The sequence below is a fragment of the Streptomyces sp. NBC_01013 genome (assembly GCF_045162765.1).
GTDB lineage: Bacteria > Actinomycetota > Actinomycetes > Streptomycetales > Streptomycetaceae > Streptomyces.
This window is the reverse complement of sequence record NZ_CP108687.1, coordinates 1,776,967-1,796,587: the sequence shown is the minus strand read 5'-3', so window position 1 is coordinate 1,796,587 and position 19,621 is coordinate 1,776,967. Positions and strand designations below refer to the sequence as shown.

General features: G+C 66.8%; 17 protein-coding genes and 2 pseudogenes. 4 read left to right on the top strand and 15 right to left on the bottom strand.

The annotated features are described in order from the left end of the window. Positions 1-13: 13 nt before the first annotated feature. The 3 genes from OG538_RS07665 to OG538_RS07655 all read right to left on the bottom strand — a co-directional run bounded on the left by OG538_RS07665 (position 14) and on the right by OG538_RS07655 (position 3,260). Positions 14-1,294, bottom strand: a complete 1,281-nt coding sequence (locus tag OG538_RS07665) for a sugar ABC transporter permease (RefSeq protein WP_406091409.1) — start codon at positions 1,292-1,294, stop codon at positions 14-16. Continuing rightward, the gene (locus tag OG538_RS07660) at positions 1,291-2,067 is read right to left on the bottom strand and encodes an ATP-binding cassette domain-containing protein (protein WP_406091407.1); all 777 of its coding nucleotides are present in this window, start codon (positions 2,065-2,067) and stop codon (positions 1,291-1,293) included. The genes OG538_RS07665 and OG538_RS07660 overlap by 4 nt, the downstream gene beginning before the upstream one ends. A gap of 98 nt (positions 2,068-2,165) precedes the next feature. Then, on the bottom strand, positions 2,166-3,260 hold the full coding sequence (locus OG538_RS07655) for a sugar ABC transporter substrate-binding protein (RefSeq protein WP_406091405.1): 1,095 nt from the start codon (positions 3,258-3,260) through the stop codon (positions 2,166-2,168). A gap of 402 nt (positions 3,261-3,662) precedes the next feature. Between OG538_RS07655 and OG538_RS07650 the strand changes: the two genes are divergently transcribed. Beyond that, complete coding sequence (locus OG538_RS07650; protein ID WP_406091403.1) at positions 3,663-3,887, top strand: hypothetical protein; 225 nt, start codon at positions 3,663-3,665, stop codon at positions 3,885-3,887. 115 nt (positions 3,888-4,002) lie between these two features. Here the strand turns inward: OG538_RS07650 and OG538_RS07645 are convergent, their stop codons facing one another. The 3 genes from OG538_RS07645 to OG538_RS07635 form a co-directional block, all read right to left on the bottom strand. Next, on the bottom strand, positions 4,003-4,668 hold the full coding sequence (locus tag OG538_RS07645; protein WP_406091401.1) for a hypothetical protein: 666 nt from the start codon (positions 4,666-4,668) through the stop codon (positions 4,003-4,005). 98 nt (positions 4,669-4,766) lie between these two features. Beyond that, the gene (locus OG538_RS07640; RefSeq protein WP_406091399.1) at positions 4,767-5,546 is read right to left on the bottom strand and encodes a hypothetical protein; all 780 of its coding nucleotides are present in this window, start codon (positions 5,544-5,546) and stop codon (positions 4,767-4,769) included. A 915-nt stretch (positions 5,547-6,461) separates the two neighbouring features. Beyond that, entirely contained in the window at positions 6,462-7,412 is a 951-nt protein-coding gene (locus OG538_RS07635) for an RDD family protein (protein WP_406091397.1), read from the bottom strand. A 440-nt stretch (positions 7,413-7,852) separates the two neighbouring features. Here OG538_RS07635 and OG538_RS07630 point away from each other — a divergent pair, with 440 nt between their 5' ends. Continuing rightward, a complete protein-coding gene (locus OG538_RS07630) occupies positions 7,853-8,110 on the top strand; it encodes a hypothetical protein (RefSeq protein ID WP_406091395.1) in 258 nt (85 codons plus the stop codon). A gap of 610 nt (positions 8,111-8,720) precedes the next feature. On the opposite strand, the gene OG538_RS07625 is transcribed toward OG538_RS07630, so the two are convergent. Further along, positions 8,721-9,995 (bottom strand): tyrosine-type recombinase/integrase, encoded by a 1,275-nt coding sequence (locus OG538_RS07625; RefSeq protein ID WP_406091393.1) that lies wholly within the window; start codon positions 9,993-9,995, stop codon positions 8,721-8,723. A gap of 418 nt (positions 9,996-10,413) precedes the next feature. Here OG538_RS07625 and OG538_RS07620 point away from each other — a divergent pair, with 418 nt between their 5' ends. Then, the gene (locus tag OG538_RS07620) at positions 10,414-10,647 is read left to right on the top strand and encodes an AlpA family transcriptional regulator (protein WP_078863285.1); all 234 of its coding nucleotides are present in this window, start codon (positions 10,414-10,416) and stop codon (positions 10,645-10,647) included. Between the two features lie 157 nt (positions 10,648-10,804). Here OG538_RS07620 and OG538_RS07615 read toward each other — a convergent pair whose 3' ends face one another. Beyond that, complete coding sequence (locus OG538_RS07615) at positions 10,805-11,572, bottom strand: transposase (RefSeq protein WP_406091391.1); 768 nt, start codon at positions 11,570-11,572, stop codon at positions 10,805-10,807. A 73-nt stretch (positions 11,573-11,645) separates the two neighbouring features. Between OG538_RS07615 and OG538_RS07610 the strand changes: the two genes are divergently transcribed. After that, entirely contained in the window at positions 11,646-12,029 is a 384-nt protein-coding gene (locus OG538_RS07610) for a hypothetical protein (protein WP_332416792.1), read from the top strand. Between the two features lie 821 nt (positions 12,030-12,850). Here OG538_RS07610 and OG538_RS07605 read toward each other — a convergent pair. The 7 genes and pseudogenes from OG538_RS07605 to OG538_RS07575 all read right to left on the bottom strand — a co-directional run. Further along, positions 12,851-13,912 (bottom strand): serine/threonine-protein kinase, encoded by a 1,062-nt coding sequence (locus OG538_RS07605; RefSeq protein ID WP_037830882.1) that lies wholly within the window; start codon positions 13,910-13,912, stop codon positions 12,851-12,853. Between the two features lie 35 nt (positions 13,913-13,947). Next, positions 13,948-14,436, bottom strand: coding sequence for a hypothetical protein (locus OG538_RS07600; protein WP_037830884.1), 489 nt, complete (start codon positions 14,434-14,436; stop codon positions 13,948-13,950). 209 nt (positions 14,437-14,645) lie between these two features. Further along, positions 14,646-15,773, bottom strand: a complete 1,128-nt coding sequence (locus OG538_RS07595) for a PD-(D/E)XK nuclease family protein (RefSeq protein WP_406091388.1) — start codon at positions 15,771-15,773, stop codon at positions 14,646-14,648. After that, on the bottom strand, positions 15,770-16,543 hold the full coding sequence (locus OG538_RS07590; protein ID WP_386300859.1) for a hypothetical protein: 774 nt from the start codon (positions 16,541-16,543) through the stop codon (positions 15,770-15,772). The genes OG538_RS07595 and OG538_RS07590 overlap by 4 nt, the downstream gene beginning before the upstream one ends. A 310-nt stretch (positions 16,544-16,853) precedes the next feature. Further along, positions 16,854-18,040 (bottom strand): annotated as a pseudogene (locus OG538_RS07585) (dihydrofolate reductase family protein). Positions 18,041-18,069: 29 nt separating this feature from the next. Beyond that, positions 18,070-19,143, bottom strand: a complete 1,074-nt coding sequence (locus tag OG538_RS07580) for a DNA-binding protein (protein ID WP_406100450.1) — start codon at positions 19,141-19,143, stop codon at positions 18,070-18,072. A gap of 135 nt (positions 19,144-19,278) precedes the next feature. Next, positions 19,279-19,497 (bottom strand): annotated as a pseudogene (locus OG538_RS07575) (helix-turn-helix domain-containing protein); the annotation flags it as partial. Between the last annotated feature and the right edge of the window lie 124 nt (positions 19,498-19,621).

Genomic DNA, 19,621 nt, shown 5'->3' with positions numbered 1-19,621 from the left:
GGGCACGAAGCGTTCATCGCTGTACGGACCGGTGTCGGGACAATGCGTCCACACCCGCGGCCACCAGCAGAACCGAACCTGTGACAGCGTACTTGACCCCTGAGCTGTAGCCCATGAGTCCCATCCCGTTCTGGATGACGGCCACCAGCATCCCGCCCAGGACGGCGTCGACGACCCGGCCCCGCCCGCCGAAGAGACTGGTACCTCCGATGACTGCGGCACCGACGGCGAGCAGCAGGACGTTGCTCCCGCCGGTGTTGGGGTCGACGGAGTTGCCCCGGGAGGCCGCGATGATGCCGCCCACCGCAGCCATGGCGGAGCAGATCACGAAAGCGGCGATCCGTATGAACGCGACGTTGATGCCGGCCCGGCGCGCCGCCTCGGGGTTGCCGCCGACCGAGTAGATGTGGAGACCGAACGGCGTGCGCTGGAGGACGAACGTGCCGAGCACGAGGAGGAAGCCGATCAGAGGCACCACGATGGGCACGCCCTGCAGCGAGACGACCACGGCGTTACGGCTGCGTTCCTGGTTGAGCAGGTACACGGCCACGGCGCCGAGCACGGTCGGCACGCCGAGACGGAGGGCGATCAGCATCGACGGGGTGGTCGTCAGGCCCCGACGCCGGCGGTTGTGGTTGCGGCGGAGCAGGATCGCCGCGTACACCGCGACGCAGCCTGCCAGCAGAAGCCATCCGGCCGCGGGGGAGAGGTTGTTGTTGGCGATGGCGAGCAGGGTCTTGTCCTCGATGGAGACGCTCGTGCCTTCCTTCAGCAGGATCAGCACGATGCCCTGGAAGCCCAGGAACGCGGCCAGGGTGACCACGAACGACGGAATGCCCATCTTCGCGACCAGCGTGCCCAGCAGGAGGCCGATGACCACTCCGGTCAGCATGGCCGCGGCGACGGCGCCGTACCACGGCCATCCGTGGTTGGTGAGAAGGATGGCCAGGACTGCGGCGCAGACACCGCTGGCGTACCCGGCGGACAGGTCGATCTCCCCGAGGAGGAGGACGAAGACCAGCCCCATGGCGATCGCGATACTGCCTGCTCCCTGGGTGAGCAGGTTGGCGAAGTTCAGCTCGGAGAAGAAGACGGGGCTCAGGATCCCGAAGAAGACGCAGAGCACGGCCAGGCCGAGCACGGCGGGCAGGGCCCCGAGTTCGCCGCCGCGCAGCCGGTCGCGGTAGCCGCGGGCCAGTGAACGGACATCGAGGGCGGTGACCCCGCTCTCCTCGCGGGATGCGGCAGGGCCATGAGGCTGCTCCGGCCTCTCGGGGGCTACGGCGGTGCTCATGCTGCGGCTCCGTTGGTCTCGGTGAGGCCGAGGCTCCCGCTGCGGCCCGAGGTGATCAGTTCGACGAGCTGGGCATGTGTCACGTCCGAGGTCCTGACCTGGGCGGCCGTCCGGCCCAGGTAGAGAGCGGCGATCTGGTCGGACACCGCGAAGACGTCGTTCATGTTGTGCGAGATGAGCACCACGGCCAGGCCGTTGTCGGCCAACCGCCGCACCAGTTCCAGGACCTGGGCCGTCTGGGCGACGCCGAGCGCGGCGGTCGGTTCGTCGAGGATGACGAGCTTGCTGTTCCACAGCACGGCCTTGGCGATGGCCACGGTCTGGCGCTGACCGCCGGAGAGGCTGGAGACCCGTTGCCTGAGGGACTTGACGGTCCTGACCGACAGCCCGGCGAGGGTCTTGGCTGCCATCTCCTCCATGGTCGCGTCGTCCAGGACCAGGCCGCTGCGCTTCTCCCGGCCGAGGAACATGTTCTGGACGATGTCGAGGTTGTCGCACAGGGCGAGGTCCTGGTACACGATCTCCACCCCGAGCGCGGCGGCGTCCCGCGGGCTGTGCATCTGTACCTGCTCGCCGTTGAACCAGTACTCGCCGGCGTCGGTGGAGTGGATCCCCCCGATGCATTTCACCAGGGTGGACTTGCCGGCGCCGTTGTCGCCCACGAGAGCGGTCACTTCGCCCGGGTGGGCGCTGAACGCCACATCATGCAGCACCTGCACCGCGCCGAAACTCTTGTTGATTCCGCGCAGTTGAAGGATGGGGGTCTCAGTCATGGAGGACGGCTCCTGAAGTCGTGGCCGCGGGCCCCGGGCAGCGGGTGCGTCGGTCCCAGGACCCGGCGGCCGGCCGAGGGGGTCCGGGCTGGAGGGGGTTACTGGATGCCGGACCTGGTGCACAGGTCGGCGTACTTGCCGGCGCACAGGTCGGCCTTCGTCACGAATCCGTCGTTCACGACGTCCTTGACGTTGTCCTTGTAGATGGCGACCGGGGTGAGCAGTACGGAGGGCACCTCACGCTTGCCCTCGGGGTCCTGGACGCTGGAATCGGTCTTCCCCTTCTGCCCCTTGGCCAGGGCGATGGCCAGCTCGGAGGTCGCGTCGGCCTCCTTCTTGACCGCCTTGTAGACCGTCATGCACTGGTCGCCGGCCAGGATGTTCTGCAGCCCCTGCACGGTGGCGTCCTGTCCGGTCACCGGCACCTGGCCGTTGCGGTGGTTCTTGCGCAGCACTGCGATGGCCGCATTGCCCAGACCGTCGTTGGCCGCCAGCACCCCGCCGATCTTGGGCTGGCTGGTGAGCATCTGCTCGAAGATGGTGCCTGCCTGAGCGTTGTCCCAGTCGGGCACGGACTGGTTGGGGCCCTTCGTGTACTGGCCGGAGGCGTACTTCGGGTCGAGGACGCTGTTGTAGCCCTGCGCGAAGAGCGTGGCGTTGTTGTCGGTGGGCGAGCCGTTCAGCTCGGCGATGACCGGCTTCTTCGCCTTCCCGTCCGCAAGGCACTTGGCCAGGCCTTCGCCCTGCAGCTTGCCGACCGCCGTGTTGTCGAAGCTCACGTAGTACTGGGCGGAGCCGCCGAGCGTCAGCCGGTCGTAGTCGATGGTGGCCACGCCCTGGGACTTGGCCTTGTCCAGGACCGCCTTGCCGGTGCCGCTGTCGAGGTTGACGATCACCAGGACGTTCACGCCGCTGCTGATCATCTGGTCCGCGATCGTCTGGAACGCCTGCTTGTCGCCCTGCGCGTTCTGGATGTCGTAGTCGACACCGGCGGCTTTGAACGCCTTGGTGAGGAACGGGCGGTCGGCGGTCTCCCAGCGGGCGGACGATCTGCTGTCCGGGAGGATCACGCCGATCTTCGCCTTCGTGCCGTCGGAACCCGACGACGCGCTGTCCGACGAGGAGTTCCCGCAGGCGGTGAGAGTCGTCAGCAGCGCCATGGAGGCGGTGGTGAGGAGGAGTCCCTTGCGCATGGGCAGGGTCCTTTCTGGGAGCGAGGCCGGGTGAGCACCGGCCCACGGGTGGTTCACATCGGGGTGTGGTGACAAAAGGGCGCGCTTGACCTGCTTCGGCGGGGTATCGGTTGATCTGCCGCGCTGAATGTTGTGGGCCAGAACATACGACCCCGAGCCCTCTCGCGGCCAGTCCTGCGCAACCCTGGGATCGACTAAATCCGGTAACGAATCAGCCACTTGACGAATCGTCGGAAGCCGGTGCAGGCTCTGATGCCACCGGGCACGGAAGCGCCCCGCGCACCCTCCATGGCGCTGCCGGGGGCTGGAAGCGGTTTCCGCATCGGGATGGCGACCGACCACCACTGCATGTGTGAGGCGGCTGGGCTCCCGGCCCTTCGCGCTCCTACGCCTGCGCAGGCCGTGGCGACCGTACGGAAGAGGACGTACGTGATCCTCGACGGCACAGCCCTGCTCATCGACCGCATCGCCGCCCACCCCCAGTACTACCCGGGGGAGAAGAAGTGCCACGGGACGAACGTGCAGGTCATCACTGATCCTGCTGCGCGTCTGCTGGGGGCTTCAGACGCGTTGCCGTGCATCTGCTGGGGGCTTCAGACGCGTTGCCGTGCTCAGCACACGACCTGACCGCGGCACGGAACCGCGGCGTCATCGCCACCCTCGCCCGTGGCCGTCGCCCACGGGCGTGACAGCTGGCCGGTCCGGCCAACGCGGTGCTCAGGTCCGCGGAGCCGGCGAACGGTCAGCCGCCCTGGAGACCCCACTCGTCAAGGCCCTCGTAGACATGGGCTTCCAGGCATCGCGGAGCGTCCATGCCGACGGCCTCGCCCTGGTAGAGGGCGACGAGTGTGTGCTTGCCCCGCCACCAGGTATCGGTCAAGCCCTGCACCTCGGGTACCGGCGCATACCCGGCGAGGTCGAGGGAGTCGACGGCCTTGCCGGCGACCCTCGTCATGTTTCCGGCCCAGCGTCTCGCGTGGCCGGCCAGTGCCAATGACTCCACCCAGCCCTCGGTACTGGCATGCAGTGGTGCCCAACGAGAGCCGTAGATGCCGAACTCACCCCCGGGGCCGATCATGAAGCCGTAAGCCATGGACACCCGGCAGTCCCCGGCAGGGATGTACCAGCCCTCGGTGGACGAGCCCTCGGGAAGGTCGGCGCCCAGGATGCGTGGGCCGCTCTCGTAGAAGGGCGCCGGGGGCAGCGCGAGGCCGCCCCAACGGTCTTGGAAGGCCGCCGCACGGTCGATCTCGGCAGCCGGAACACCGTGCTCGATCCAGGCGTCGCGGTGACGCTCGATGCCCTGCCGGGGCACGCGGATCCCCTCCGCCTCGACGAACCTCCTGGCCCTGCGGGTCAGACCGGCCGGCGCGACCGGGACGAGAGATGCGGGAGCGGTGGCCGTCATGGTGCCGGAGTCTACGGGCGGGTCCGGGAGCTCCTCGGGCGGAGGCCACCCGTCGCCCACCGGCCTCCGCCCGTTGCGCACCGCGCGCCGCCCATCGCCTACCGCACGGCGACGTAATCCCCGGTCGACGACTTCGCCCCGGAGGTGGGGTTCCCGTAGTACGTCCACCGCCACGTCCCCGGGCCGGTGGCCTTCACCGTGGTCCTGAGCGCCCCCGATGTGCTCGACATCGCCTTCTTGACCGCTGCGTACGAAGAGGCTCCCGCCGCCTTGAACTCCAGGCTGACCGTGCGGCCCCCATAGCCCTGGTACGTGTGGGTGTCCCAGTTCGCCCGCGTGACCAGCCCGGTCACGGTGAGCGTCTTCCCTTTCACGACCGGCTCCGGCGAGGCGTTGACGGTGACGCGTGTGGCCCGCTTGACCTGCAACGGAAGGTCCTTGTCGTCGGTGTCGTAGGCGTCGCCGGCGAGGAAGACCCGAGCGGCAGTTCGCCAGGTTCCGGCGTCCTCGTTCCCGAAGTCATGGTCCCGGGGGTCGATGTACAGCCATTCCTTGAAGTCGCAGATTCCCTTCGCCTTGTCCGCCACCTTGCAGTCGCTGGTGATGACGGAGCTGTGCAGGGTGTCGCCGCCGTCGGGCTTGCCGCGGTAGGGGAACACCGTCGGCCCGAAGTCGTACTTGAGTGTGGTCGTCATCCGGAAAGCCGCTTGCACCGTGACCTCCTCCTTCACCCCGATCACGATCGGCTTCCCGCCGTTCACCGACACCCGGCTGAAGGAGACCCCGCCCTCCGCAGCCCCGGCCGGCACCGCCGCCGCCCCCGTGAACACGACCGCCACCCCACCGGCCACCGCCGCTTTCCACATCGTCTTTCGCATCTTCGAGCTCGCCCTTACCCCTCGCAGCCTGGACCGGACGCGCAGGCGCACCGGCCGGAGGTTGATCCCCCTTGGCTGACTGTGGGACAGGAGAGGGCTGTACGCGGTTGTACGCGGTGCGGCAACGATTTGATCACCACGGCATCGCCTTGGCCCCGATTCCCGGACGGCGGGCGAGAGGCGCGCGCGGCGAGGCGGCAGTCGCGCGTCCTCCGGAGTGGTCAGGACCGGCGAGGGTGCCGGGTCGGTCAGGCGCCAAAGCAGGTGAGCGCGGGCGGACACCGAGGCATGACCGCGGGGGGTGCGGCGAGGCCGGGGGTGAAGCGGGGGCTGTGGTTGCCGGGGACGTTGCCGAACTACTCCTCGATGGCCGTGCCGGGTGCGTCGGCCCAGCGGTGGTCCGGGGTGGCCGGTGTGCCGGAAGTCGCAGGGGACTCCGCCCGCCGCGAGGCGGGAGAAGCCCTCGCTGCCCCTCGCTGGTCCGAAGTCCGGTGCCGTGCCCGCGCCGAACAGCTCGGCCGGCCCTGAGAGCCGTGCAGGCCAGGGAGGGTGGAGCGGCAACGAGAGCACTACAACCTGGATGTCGAGTGCCTGGCGCTCAGCCGATGCCCTGCGAGATCCTGGGGTCCTGATGACCGACGACGCCCGAGCCGGGCTCCGCCACCGGCTGGCGTACCCGGCTCGGGCGGCGTGGTCGGCGCCGGTTTCCTCGGTATGGAGGCGGCCGGAGCCTGAGGCATCCCGATCACCGTCGTGGACACCGCCTCGCCGCTGGAACGCGTCCTCGGCGGCACCCTGCCCGCCGTCATCACTGCACGCACCGGCGCGCCGTATCCGCTTCGTGGAGGCCACCGGCCCAAGGGCTGTCCCGACAGCGGCGTGGTACTGCCTGACGGCCCTCACGCCGGGAAAAGGTCAGTCCCTCCGGTCGGTCGGTGGACGAGGTGCCCCCGGGGGACGCTGGGGGTAAGGGACGGGGGCCTCGGGGGTGCGGAAGTCGGTGAGAGGGGTGTGAGGCGGAAGCGGGGGGACGTCTTCGCGGCGCTTGCGGGTGGCGGTCTTGGCGCGGCCGAACGCAGCCCGGCCCTTGCTCGCCGCAGCGCGGCTCAGTTCGGAGTCGGCAACTCGCCGCACGGTCTCGTACCCGGCGACCCTCTGCATGTTGTCCGGGGTGTTCTGGACCACGTTCATCCAGGCTGCCCGGCTGTCACGGGCCCGGGTGAGCCCCAGGTCCATCGTCTGGGAGACACCCCGCCGTGCGGCGCCCCAATCGGGCTGGGGCAGCGTGATGTTGCCGACGGTGGTACCGGCCAGGCGGTCGGCGAGGGAGAGCCTTCGGCCCCGGAGGGCGGGGACGCCGTTGGCCCAGAAGACGGTCACCGCGACCATCCAGCACAACACCGACAGCGCGACTGAGCCGCTGATCAGCACGTAGCAGGCCAGCGCGAAGCAGCCGACGTCGGCGAGCGTGGTGACACCGGCTCGGATCGCGGCCCGGCGAGGCCCGAGGACACCCGGCTCAGTGGGGGAGACGCGCAGGCCGAGCAACAGCTTGCCCACCGTGCGGTGGGTCAGCACGAGCGCCGTGAAGTGGTAGGCGAAGGTGATGAGTACCAACGCGACGAAAGCCTGCTGGACGGCACTCACGGCGGAGCCCCAGATGTGGTCCCACCCCTGCTCGGTGGCGGCGAGAGGGTGACCGCCCGAGGTGAGAACCGTCCAGGCACTGCTGCCGACCAGCTCGGTGGTGTCGGTCATCAGCGCGCTGATGCGATGGAAGGTGAAGGAGCCGAGAAGCACGGCTACCGCGACCACGAGAACAAAGTCGATCAGCCAGGCCATGATCCGTCGACTGGCCCCGGGCATATGCGGTCCGCCGGATGAACCTAACGGCCTCGAATAGTGAGACATGCACGCCCCCGTGATGACGCAGAGTCAGCAGACAGAACCGACAGCCACAGGTTAGCGCAGCCCCATGGCAGCGGGCAGGTGCGCGTGGGCAAGATGGCAGCGGGCAGGTGCGCGTGGGCAAGGAGGACCCGGACGCGGGCCGGGTGCGGTCGTGCGCCGGGTAGGGAGGATGATCTCCGAGAGCGTGGGCCGAAGCCTGCTGATCCTGTCGTGGACGAGGCGTTCACCGACGTCGAGGCCCAGCTGGGCAGCACGGCGGCCTGTCGGCTGACCGGCCGCGCTCCCGCGCCACGTACTACCGCCCGCTCCGGCCGGCACCACCACGCACAGCACGTGCCCCGCAGGTGCAGCCGTCGGTCCTGACGGCCGAAGAGCGTTCTGCGGTACGCGAGTTGATGAACGGCGACGAGTACGCCGCGCTGTCGCCCGCGCAGATCTGGGCCCGCGAGCTGGGCGCCGGGCACTCCTGCTCCGTCACGACGATGTACCGGATCCGGCGCGAGCAGGAGCAGTCCGGTGTGCGCCGGCGGCAGGCCGCCCGTCCCGCCAAGGCGAAGTCCGAGCTGGTCGCCACCGGGCCCTCGCGGGTGTTCACCTGGGACATCGCCAAGGCGGCCGGACCGACTAGGGCGTCCGGTATCACGCCTACATGATCATCGACGTCTTCAGCCGGTACATCGTCGGCCACACCGTCGAGCGAGCCGAATCCGCCGTGCGGGCCGAGGAGCTGATCCGCGAGCATCGCCCCCAAGGGCATCGTGCCCCAGACCGTGCGCGCGGACCGCGGCACCTCGATGACGTCGAAGAAGGTCTCCCCACTGCTGATCGACCTGGGCGTGACGAGGTCGCACTCCAGGCCGAAGGTCCTGCGACAACCCTTACAGCGAGGCACAGTCCAAGACCGCGAAGTGCATGTCGGACTCTCCCGAACGGTTCGGTTCGCTGGCCCACGCCCGCGAGTGGTTCGACGCGTTCATCGCGTACTGCAACCCTGAACACCAGCACTCGGGCATCGGCCGGCACGCACTCGTCTCCGTCCACTTCGGGACTGCCGAGGAGGTCCGAACGTCCTTGAGAAGTCCCACAGACGAAGCCGAATCCCCTCCTGGCTCGCATACGTACAGGCCAGGAGGAGTTTCGGGCTACTTTTCCTCAGAGCTTTCAGATGTCCCGGAACTCATGCACAAAGCTTCTGACCTGGGCAAATGACCCCTCTTGAAGATCATCTTGCACGGTTGTTGCACAAGCCGAACGGAGCAGGAGTCACGCGGCCCTGCTGTAGGCGCTACGGACCGCGATGCGGACCTTGGAACCGGCTCCCACGACCCGGTGCACGTATTTACGCAGGGTAAACGCGGGATCGGCGTGTCCGAGGCGGTCCGCGAGCGTGTACACGTCCACCCCGCCGTTGATCATCATCGACGCGTACAGGTGTCGGAGCGCGTGCATCATCACGTCGCGGGACTTCTCCCAGCGTCGCCCCTTCGCGTCGGGCTCAAGGGGCTTGATGAGGCCGGCCGACGCCAGGGCGGGTTTCCAGCGGTAGGAGTTGAACCAATTCGACTGAATGGCGGTCTTCTCCCGGGTGTAGAAGATCAGCCGCACCGTGACCGGGTCGCCGCCTTTGCTGCCCCATGGTCGCGTCACCTCGACCGGCGGGTACTTCTGCATGTGCTCGCGCAGGGGGATGGCCACGTCGTCGGTCAGCTCGACCCACCGGTCCTTCGGATCCTCGTCGTCTCCGCCCTTGGGGAGGGCGTATACGAGGAACGAGCCGTCGTGGACTACTTGCCGTTGCACGTGCACCATGGCGCCGTCCGGATGCGCCCAGTCGATATCTTCTGGTGACAGGCCGAATATCTCTCCTTGCCGAAGACCCAGGCCGCGACCACAGTCGACGAGTGCTTTATAGCGGTCGGGAAGTTCGGCACGGATCTTCTCGGTGTCCTCCCATGTCAGGGTCAGCTCTGCCCGGCCGCCACCTCCTCGCTTCGGCTTGGCGTTCTGCACCGATTTGGCGAGGCACGGATTTTTGTGTATCAGGCTGTCGTCCACGGCCAGGTCAAAGACGGCCCGAAGGTTGTCGAAGACCAGGCGCAGCGTGGAACTTTCGAGCAGCCTGCGACGGTCGTGCAGCCAGTCCAGCAAAGATGAGGCGTTCACGTCCTTTACGCGCATCTTCCCCACTGCGGTAGGAACGACGTGCAGGTGAATCCGCTCCTTGTGGCGTCGGTAAGTCCGTGGATTCTTGTGTTCGTGCCCCTTGAGCCACGTAAGGGCGAGTTCGCCGACCCTGACCTCGCCGGCACGAGGGTTGATGTACGAGCCGTCGTCCACTCCGGACCGCATCTTGGTCTCGTGCCTGCGGGCTTCGACCTCGGTGCGGAACAGCTCCGTCTGCTGGACATCTTCCCGGTTGCGCCATCGGGCCTGCCACCGCTTCCCCGTCCCGTGATCCCGCGTCGGGACTTTGCCGTGTTCCTTGCAGGTCGACTCCCCGTCTTTCGGGCGCGACTTGTGCCAGCGGTCGTACGGCATCGACTCAACTCCTAGTTTCCAACGGCCCTTTGAGTCTATCTGTGGACTCTTTTTAATCAGGGCCATCGTCGACGGCGAGATTGTCTGCCCGTTCATCGCGCCCTGAGTGAATTGGATGTTGATCCAGGCGAGCTGAAGATGTCAAATGCATTCTTGGGGTCTTCGCGACAAAGGGTGCAGAGTGGCAGAGAAGATTTCACCTATGCGAATGCTCGCTGAGGGTTCGACGAGGGCTCGCCGAACCCTCAGCGAAGATTCGCCGCTGTCCTTCGAGAGTTCGCAAGATTCGTAGGCGTTTCATCGAAAGGCCCTCTGTTTGGTCCGGCCGGAAATTAATGCAAATGTACTGTGCACCACCACGGCGGAATACCGCTCACTTGGTTCTTTCCTGCCCGCTTCGAACCGTTCTGGAGTTCCCATGCGTCGAACCACTGCCCGCGCGGAAGAAGCCGCTAGTGGCGCGGGGGCCCGTTGTCCCTTGATGAGCGCGGAGGAGCTGGCCGACTTTCTGGGCGTGCCTCTGAATACGGTCTACATATGGAATCACCGACACCAGGGTCCGCGAGCCCACAAGGTCGGGCGCTATTTGCGCTACCGCTGGTCGGAAGTAGAGGCATGGCTGGAAGCTCAAGCAGTGAATCGCGCGACCTGATCGGCCAAGATTGGCTGGTGCCCTTGTCCTAGGTCGGGCGACAGAACCCGGCGTACACGCCGACCCCGCTGCGGCACTGACAAGCCGGGCTAAGGGCTGTCCCGTAAGTAATCTTTACTCGGGATGATTGCGGTTGATCGTGGTGATAACTGTCCGCTCATCCTGCAAGGTTGATGTTATGTAGGCGGGCGATGCCGAGCATGGCGTGGTGGACGCCGTCACCCTTCAGGCGGCAGTCCCGCAGGATCGTCCACGTCTTCATCCGTGCGAAGGTGTGCTCGACGCGGGCGCGAACCTGTTTGTGCGAGCGGTTGTGCTCCTGCTTCCACCCGGGCAGGCTCTCGCCGGCCTGGCGTCTGTGCGGCATCACGAGCCCGGTGCCCGGATAGCCGCCGTCGGCCATTGTCGTGGCCTTGCCAACGGCGGACTGGGCCCCGGATTCCTCCCACGCCTTGCAGTCGTTGCGGTTGCCCGGCAGCAGTCGGCCTACAACAACGACGAGCCGCGTGTCGGCGTCGATAACGACCTGGTGGTTGGTGGAGTACCGATAGTTCTTGGACTTTTCCGCGATCGTGTGGTCCCGGGTGGGCACCAAGGTGCCGTCCACGATGAGCACGGCATCCTTCGCGAAGCGCCGCCGAGGCTGGAGCGCCAGCAGCGGCCCCAGATGGTCGATGACCCGGTCAGCCGCCGACTTCGAGACCCCGAACAGCGGGCCAAGCTGGCGCAACGTCAAGTTCGTCCGCCAGTAGGCCACGACGAGCAGCACACGATCCTCCAGCGAAAGCCGCCAGGGCGGACCCCGGAGCGGCACGTCGGCTCCCTCGCGGCGCAGTGCGGTCACCAACTTGCCGAAAGCTCGTGGCGTCAGCCCGGTGAATGGAGCTATCCAGGACGACTGCGACGCCGTGATCACACCAACCATGCGGTGGATCATTTCAGTTGCTGACACGCTCCCCACGACCGATCCTGAGCACCAGACAAACAAGGAGGACAGGATGGGGCTCGTGCTCTTCCCCGGAGACGACGATGTGACCAGCCCGGACATCTCCTGGTCCTACACCGGCTTCAACATGTTCCGGGAATGGCTGGCCCAGGCCGAGGGGTTCACCCTCTCCGAGATGCACGGCTTCGACGGAGACCGCCCGTGGAGCAGCGTCTCCACAACGCTGACACCACTACTCGACCATCCAGATGACAATGGTCCGGACCTCACGCCCGCTCAATGCGCGGCCATGCTGCCCCGGCTGGAAGCCATCATCGATGAGCGGCGCCACGATGGCAGCGACCCCGCTCTCGAACGACGCATCGATGACACCCGCCAACTGGTCACCGTCATGAAGTTCTGCCTGGACAAAGACGTTGAGATCATCTTCGGCTGACCACCGGATCGCGGGCGCCCGCAACTTACGGGACAACCCTTAGGTGTTCTGTCGGCAGAGGGTGGGTGACGCTCGATCCCGCTCCGCGACCCTGGCGGCCTGCTCCAGCTCTACCTTCAAGGAAGACGCATGTGCGGCTGAAACGGGGAAGCGGCCCGCAATGACCCGAAGGTCCTCGACGACGACGGAGTCTGGAGATGCTCCTGCGTGAGGTCAGCGAGACGGTGCGCTGCAGTACGGCCCACTTCTGCTGGTTGCGCGACCCACCCAAAGCCGGGATGGCAAGCTAGCTGGCACCCCGACACTAACGGTGGTCCCTGGGTGCCTTCGCGACTCAAAATTAGATCTGGCGTTCGATTCAAGGTTTGAGCACCCTTGCACGCCTTCCCAGGGTCGGGCACGCTGGGATCCTAGGCGACTGCAGTTGACCTGACCTGCAGGGGCGTGATTTGAGGAGGTGCCATGGAGACGATGAGTCCGCAGGGGGCATTGCTGACTCTGTGCATCTCCCGCCTACCGGGAAAGTCGCTGCCCAGGCATGCTTGGGCAGCGGAAGTACTCGTCGAACAACTTTGGGCCTGCTCCGTTCAGGCTGGCCTCGACGAATGGCGACCGCTACTGGCTCCAATGATCGCTCGCGGAACTGCCGATGCACGTCGAGTGCGCAGCGAGGTCTGGGAGCTCGCTCGCTGTGGTGCCCTCGAAGCAGCCGGGACCGGCCGCATGGCGCGGTTCACCGCGATGTCGCAGGCGGTCGAAGATTGCAAATCGGTGGTCCCGATCAGCTGCTCCGACTCCGACGTCGTGACTTGCGCAGTCGATCAGTTGACCGCCCGGTTGTTCGCGTGGTCAAAGTAGCTAAGCGCCTTGCCGTCCTGAAGCGAGACAACCACCTCAGAGTCACCGACGCGTCGCCATGTAGCCTTTCTGCGACGCCAGAGAGTCAGTTCGAGCCCACCCGCACGGGCGGGAGCCGCAGTAACCCTCCAGGTCTCGTCCTTCTGCAGGTGAGGCGTCTGCCAGACGTTGGGTTCAACTGCCTGCCAATCGGCTATTTTGATCGCGGCCAGTGCCGTACTCATGTCGCGAGCTGTCGTGAATCGCCGAGCCGGATCCGGGTGGGTGGCCTTGGCCACCAGCTGGCGTAGGCGCCGACAGGCCCAGACGGGCAGGTTGCGGTCCTCGGCCCGCAGCGGCGGGCGGCCTTCCTGGAGCGCATCGACGACGATGGTGCTGCTGTAGGCGGCGTAGTCGAACTTTCCAGCCAGTAGCTCTACCAGCACCACGCCGAGGGAGTAGAGGTCCGACGCAGGGGTGACCCGCGGTCCGATCATGAGCTCCGGCGGTGCGTACAGGTGGGCAACCTTTACGGGTGGCGTGGATCCGGCGGCGTCCATTCGGCCCGCCACTCCGAGATCACCGATCTTGACAAGATCGGCGTCGCCGGTCAGGAACAGGTTGGGGCTCTTGATGTCGCGGTGCAGGATCCCGTGCTGCTCGTGCATCTCCCGCAGCCCGTGGAGCGCAGCTTGGATGATCTTGAGGGACGTCCTGGGCGTGAAGGTGTGGCCAGCCTCCAGCGCGTCAGTGATGCTTCCCGCCTCGTAGTACGGCATGAGGATCTCGACCACGCGCATTGGCCGCGGGAAGCCGGGAACTGAAGCCACTGCCCGCACCGGGACAATGTTGTTGTGTTTGATCCTCTCCATGAGCTGCGGCTCGATCAGGTCCTCGTCATCCTGGAACTCGGTGAGGTCGACGCACTTACCGACAAGCCAGTTCTGCAGGTTGCCGTCCCACCAGACGTGCACCTCGTGGACACCGGTCGGCATGCTATGCAGGCACTCGTAGTCCAGATTCAGGCGTCGCTTCTGCTCGGTCACTGGTGCGCTCTCCGTCGGTCGGGATGGTTCCCGGGTTACCGGTCCGTCTGTGCCGTTGACTCATACAGTGCTGCCAGAGCTGCGGCGAAGGCGTCGCCTCGGCCCTGGGTCCAGTACACCGGCCGAGTGGTGAGGCCCAGTTGTTCCAGCTCGAAACTGTCGATCGCCTTGGGCGGCACCTCGAGGAGCTTGCCGATCTTGTCGGTCTTCCACTCCTCGCACCGGATACCTTCCTCGTGGCAGGCGAGGTGGACCAAGGTTTCCAGGGACGCACGGTCGGCGGCCGGCCGGTAGGGCCACTGCGCGTACTTGCGGGTGGCCACAAGGATCACCAGGCTGGGCGACATTCCGTGAATGTCCTGCTTGATGCGGCGGTAGGTGTCCGCGACAAGGTCGGTGCCCGTCAGCCCGTTTGCCTTGACCAGGCGCTCGGGGGCACCGGGGATCAGGGACGTGGTGGGGCCGTACTGGAGAGCGCCGTATTGGAGAGCGCCGGCGGCGATGGCTATCCCGAGGACTTTCACGTACCACTACTTTCTGACGGGACAGGGAGGTCGCGGGGAAGGTGCGGCATTGCGGCAGGAACTGGTAGTTCAGCCGCGTACAAGGTGGAGTCCGGGCCTGGCAGGCGGTGAGCTCCGGCCCCCGCCGTCAATTCCGACGGGAACAAGCCCGAACATCTATCCGTCCACCCCTGCACCGCCGCTGTCAGGTTCTCCGTCGATCAATGCGATCACAGTCTCCCTTGCGGCTGAGTCGCGTGCTGTGCCATCCGGGACCCGATCACAGCCACCCTGCTGAGCACCTCGGCGGCTTCCTTAAGTGTGGTTGAGGGCGGCAGCCCGAAGCGCGCGCCGAACTCGACCTCACCGCTGAGCTTGGCCTGCCCTTCGCCGTAGCCAGCGCCAAGGAACGCTGGAGCTCCGAGCGCCTTGAGTCGAGCCACGCCATCCTTCTCCCACTGCAACGTCTTGCGCGGCGGATGGGGTCTCCACGGAATCCAGTCCTCTTGGGCGAGGTACTCCTGCCAGAGCAGAGCCAGGTGATCCCAGTCGTAGGCCTTGGAGGAGGTGACCTGCTGCTGCACGAGGAAGAAGCGGAAGTCGACCCCACGAAGCCCGCTGCTGTCGACAAGCTTGCCAACCTCCTGAGTCGGCAAACTCTCGGTGGCGTCCCAACGGACGGTGTAACCGCTACCCGGAATCGGGGCGTCCACGATCGCGACGTACAGGCCACCGGAGCCGATCTCCCGGATGGACTTCGATGAGCCGCCGGGCAAGGCGACGTTGTCGTACATATAGGAAGCACGAAGCCGGAGGGCAAGGTACAGGTCGATACCGTCGATCTGATTCCAGACGGTGTCGCCATCCACCTCCGGCACCTGGGACTCGATGTGGCTCTTCCAGGCTGTGGCGGTCGTCGCGACCCATGGCACCGAGGACGAGGCGAAGGGAGCGATGAGCTTCTCCCAGGTGAGGTTCTGCCAGTCCTGGGCATGGGCGGTGTCGAGGCGGATGCGCTGAAGCGAGACCGCCACGAACCGGCAGTCGCCTCGGTCCTCCTCGGCGACGTATTTGTAGTACCGCTCCAGTTGTTCAATTCCGAGGCCGGCAAGCAGCTTCACTTCGACGACAGCGACAACCTGACCGTTCGCCTCCACCACCAGGTCGGGGCGATCCGATGCCTTCCGGCCCCGCGACTTCGAGACCTCCCGACGGATCTGGAGCGGGCCAACAGCGTCGATGTCGAGGACGGAGCGGGTGATCGCCTGGTCGGCATTCATAAGGGTGGCGAGCAGATCGCTCCACGCGTTCTCGCTGTTGATCGAGAGTAGGAAGCGAAGGTCCGGAAGACTGCTCACTCGCTGCCCCCTCCCAGCTCCGCATCGATGTTGAGCACGCGGATCCTGGACTGCGACTGCGCGAGGAGCACCGCAGCGTTCTCGGCAAGGCGACGGGCGGACTTGAGCCGCAGGTCCAGCTCGACATCGTCACCCCAGCGGACTGACGTTGCGATGGCGAATGCGATCGAACCACCGGACTCCAAGTGGCCAACGATCTCCTTGTGGATGCGGCGGCTGGTGCGCTGACTAGAGCGATCCGTCTTGGCGTTGCGGTAGTTGCTGGCTCGCCTGGCCAGCTCCACGGACTCCCCGATGTAGAGCACGCGGATGCCGTCGTCGTCCACACCGAAATCGTAGCGGTAGAGCCCTGGCGCTCGCGGAAGTCCGGGAAACCTCGGCAGGCCCGCTTCGTCCAGCGTGATCGGGCCGGCGCTCAGCCACGAGAACGCAACGCGGACGTCGAGTGCCTCCAGTTCCTTGAGCTGGGACTCGTCGAAAGGCCCACGACGAGACGCGCCGGTCAGCCGCGGGATTGAGCCGCTCTCGGTGGCCGAGGATCCGGCACCGATCAAGAACCCGAGATTCTGCAGCCACCGCCGAGAGGCCTGCGACTGAAACCTGCTGCGCTTGGCACCTGTCGCAAGGAAGATGACCTGCTTGACCGGCCAACGCACACCATCTACTTCGACCCAGTACTCGCGGATCTCCTCGGGTACGTGACCAGCAAGACGCCCACGAACAAGCGTGGGCGTCAGCTCGAAGGATTCGCCATCGAGGGTGAACTGCATGTAACGGAGGTTAGCCCCAATCGTTCATGAGTTCTCATCAGTTCGCTGACGGGGACGCTGTGCGTGTGGGGTGCGGCTTTTGCCCATCAGGCGTGGATGCTGCCGCCGGAGTCGGTGCGGACCAGTTAGCGAGTGCTTCTTCCTCGCAGCTGACAGGACCCTCGGCAAATCCTATCGTTGCAGTTCAGCGGCACTCTCCACTTACTTAATCAAGGCCCGTACAGGCCCACTCGCGAAGGCGCGAGGTCAGGCGACGGAAAGCGCCTCCAGCAGGACCGAAGTTTCTGAGAAGTCCCTGAGAGACCGAGGTTCAGAGCAGGTGCAGGTTGGGTGCCTGTGCGGCGTTCGCGTACTCAGGCAGTGCGACGACAGTCACGCCGGCGCCCTCCAGGGTTTCGGTGCCTTCGGCGCCGGCGACGAAGGTGTCGGGCTCGTTCCAAGCAGTGACGACGCGGCGGAGGCCCACGTCGCGGATGAGCTGGGCGCAGGGACGAGGTCGGGATGCTCGCCTGGCGCAGGGCTCCAGGGAGCTGTAGATCGTGGCGGTGGCGAGCCGGGCGTCCTCGGCGGGGAGCTTGGCGAGGGCCCCTTCCTCGGCATGGTCGTGGGGGTCGCTCTCGCGGGAGTAGCCGCGGGCGAGTTCGGTCCCGTCGGCCGCGACGACGACTGCCCCCACGCTGAAGGCGGTCTCCGAAGGTGGGCAGAGAGCGGCCAGCTCACAGGCGAGGATGAGCCAGTTCCGGTCTGCGGTGTTGGGCTCGCGGCCGGTCCCGGGGGCGCTGGCTGAAGAGGTGGTGCTCATCGGGGCTCCGTCGAGGTGTCCTTGGGGGCGTACCTCAGGAGTACCACGTCACCGATCTGGCGGGTCTCCAGGAGCCGGAGGCGGGCGGCGGGGCCGCCAGGGTAGCTCGCGGAGCCGAGCATCCTTACCGCATCGAACTGGCCGACCAGGAGCGGGGCGATGACGAGTTGGAGTTCGTCGGCAAGAGCGGCTTCGAGGAGCTGTGTGTGAACGGTGCCACCCCCTTCGACCATGAGCCGCTTGACGGCGTACGCGTCGCCGAGGATGTCGAGCGCGGCCGGCCATACGGCCTCGGCGGGGACGCCCTGAACGGTAGCCAGGTCACCGAGGTTGGCGCGAGCTTTCGTGGTGGCCTTGTGGCCCACGGCGAGGACGAGCTTGTCTCCGCCGTGGTGCCAGAACTTCCAGCTGGGGTCGAGGTCGCCCGTTCCTGTGATGGTGACCTTCAGCGGATACTCGGGCTCACCGGCGGCGACTCGGGACGCCCTGCGTTCCGCCGAGTTGACGAGGAGGCGGGGGTTGTCGGCGCGGAGTGTGCCGGCGCCGACAAGGATCGCGTCGACACTGGCTCGTACGGAGTCGACGCGCTCGAAGTCCTGCTTGTTGGAGAGCAGGAGCCGGTCCTCGCCCGGGCGGGTGTCGAGGTGGCCGTCGATCGATACAGCTGCGGACAGTAGGACGTACGGGCGGGGCACGGTATCTCCAGGCAGTGTGCGTGGGTGAGTCAGGCTGGGTGCAGAACGATGCGGTCGAGTGAGGCGCGGAACTTGGCGACGCCGTCCTCGCCGGTTGCGGGGGCCAGTGCCTGGTCGAGCCGGTCGAGCTGTCCGAAGATGCGGGCAGATCCGGTCTCGGCGGCGATCCCGACGGCCTGCCCACCGATTCGGGCAGCGAGGGTCACGTTGCCTGTGCCCGCATGGGCACGTGCAGCGCGAGCGAGGTAGACACCGCGGTCCCGGCGATATGCGGACGGGAGCACTGCGAGGGCGCTGTCAAAGCCTGCCGCGGCCTGCTCATACTCGCCGAGGGCGGCGAGGGAGCGAGCTCGGGCGGTGCTGATGTACGCCGCATCGAGCCAGGAACCCCAGACGCCATCGGAGCCCGCGCGAACGAGAAGAGCAAGCGCGGTGTCGTACGCCCTGTGGGCCTCACCGCCTGCACCGAGTACGGCATGCGCGTGGGCCTCGTGCAGAACGGCGATGACTTCGAGGCGGCTCCCGGGCCGGGCGGTGCGTCGGGCGGCTGCGGCGAGGCCGAGAGCGTCGGCAGGATGACCGGTGTCGACCGCGAGCTTTGCCTTACGGCCGAGGATGTACGCGGTGAGATCGGTGTCGCCGGTGATGTGGGAAGCGTCCAGTGCTTTCGCGGTGTGGCCGTGGGCGGTGCGCTCGTCGCCGATGTCCTGGGCGAACCAGCCTGCCAGCTCTTCGTACCGCGTCTCCAAGGCGAGAAGCTCGATGGCGTCGGTGCCACGAGCGGATCGACGTCTTGTGGCAAGGGAGACGAGGTGTTGTTGCAGGGCGGGCAACACGTGCCGGGGGCCGATGAGGTTGTCGGTCTGGATCATGACCCGGCGGAGTTGCGCGAAGTGCTCGAAGGGAGACCCCATGTCGGCGAGTTCGGTGGCAGCCGCCGGCGTCGCGGCCGGCATGGCTGTCGCAGCCAGCCCGGCGATCCCTGATGCGAGAACAACGCGGCGGGGCACGGGCACGAAGAGGATCCTTCCGTGGATGCGGGCGGGGACGACGACCGTGTCCGTGTCGTCTCCAAGCGAGCCTGCCCGCACGACCGCGTTCATGGCCAGGGTCTCCGGGGCGCTGGCCCCATGACCCCGTGTACTGGCCCCATGAGTCGCTGTCCCGGCTCTGGACATCGGGACAGAGCAATCCTGGGGGGCCTCGCGCTCCGCGCTGTCCCAGCCACGAACCAGTGCACCGGCGGCATCGAGGATGTCGTCGAGAGTGATGGCCGCATGTTTCGGGACGGGACGTTCAGCGCGCTCGAAGCGCCCGAGATGTGAACGGTCGATCAACGCCCGGCGAGCCAGAGCCTGCTGCGACAGCTGACGGGCCTCGCGGAACTGGCGTAGCTCGTAACCCCAGCGGTGCCATGGGCCGGCGTCCGGAGTCAGCTCGTTCGGCTGCTGCCCCACGCTTCCTCCTCCACCGTGGACTTTCGTTCACCCGCGGTCGATGTCAGCGACAGGGGCGGCTCTCCATGGGGCCTGCGGAGCCAGCGTGTGAGGCTCCATCTAGGGCCTGCCCACCGGGGTTCCG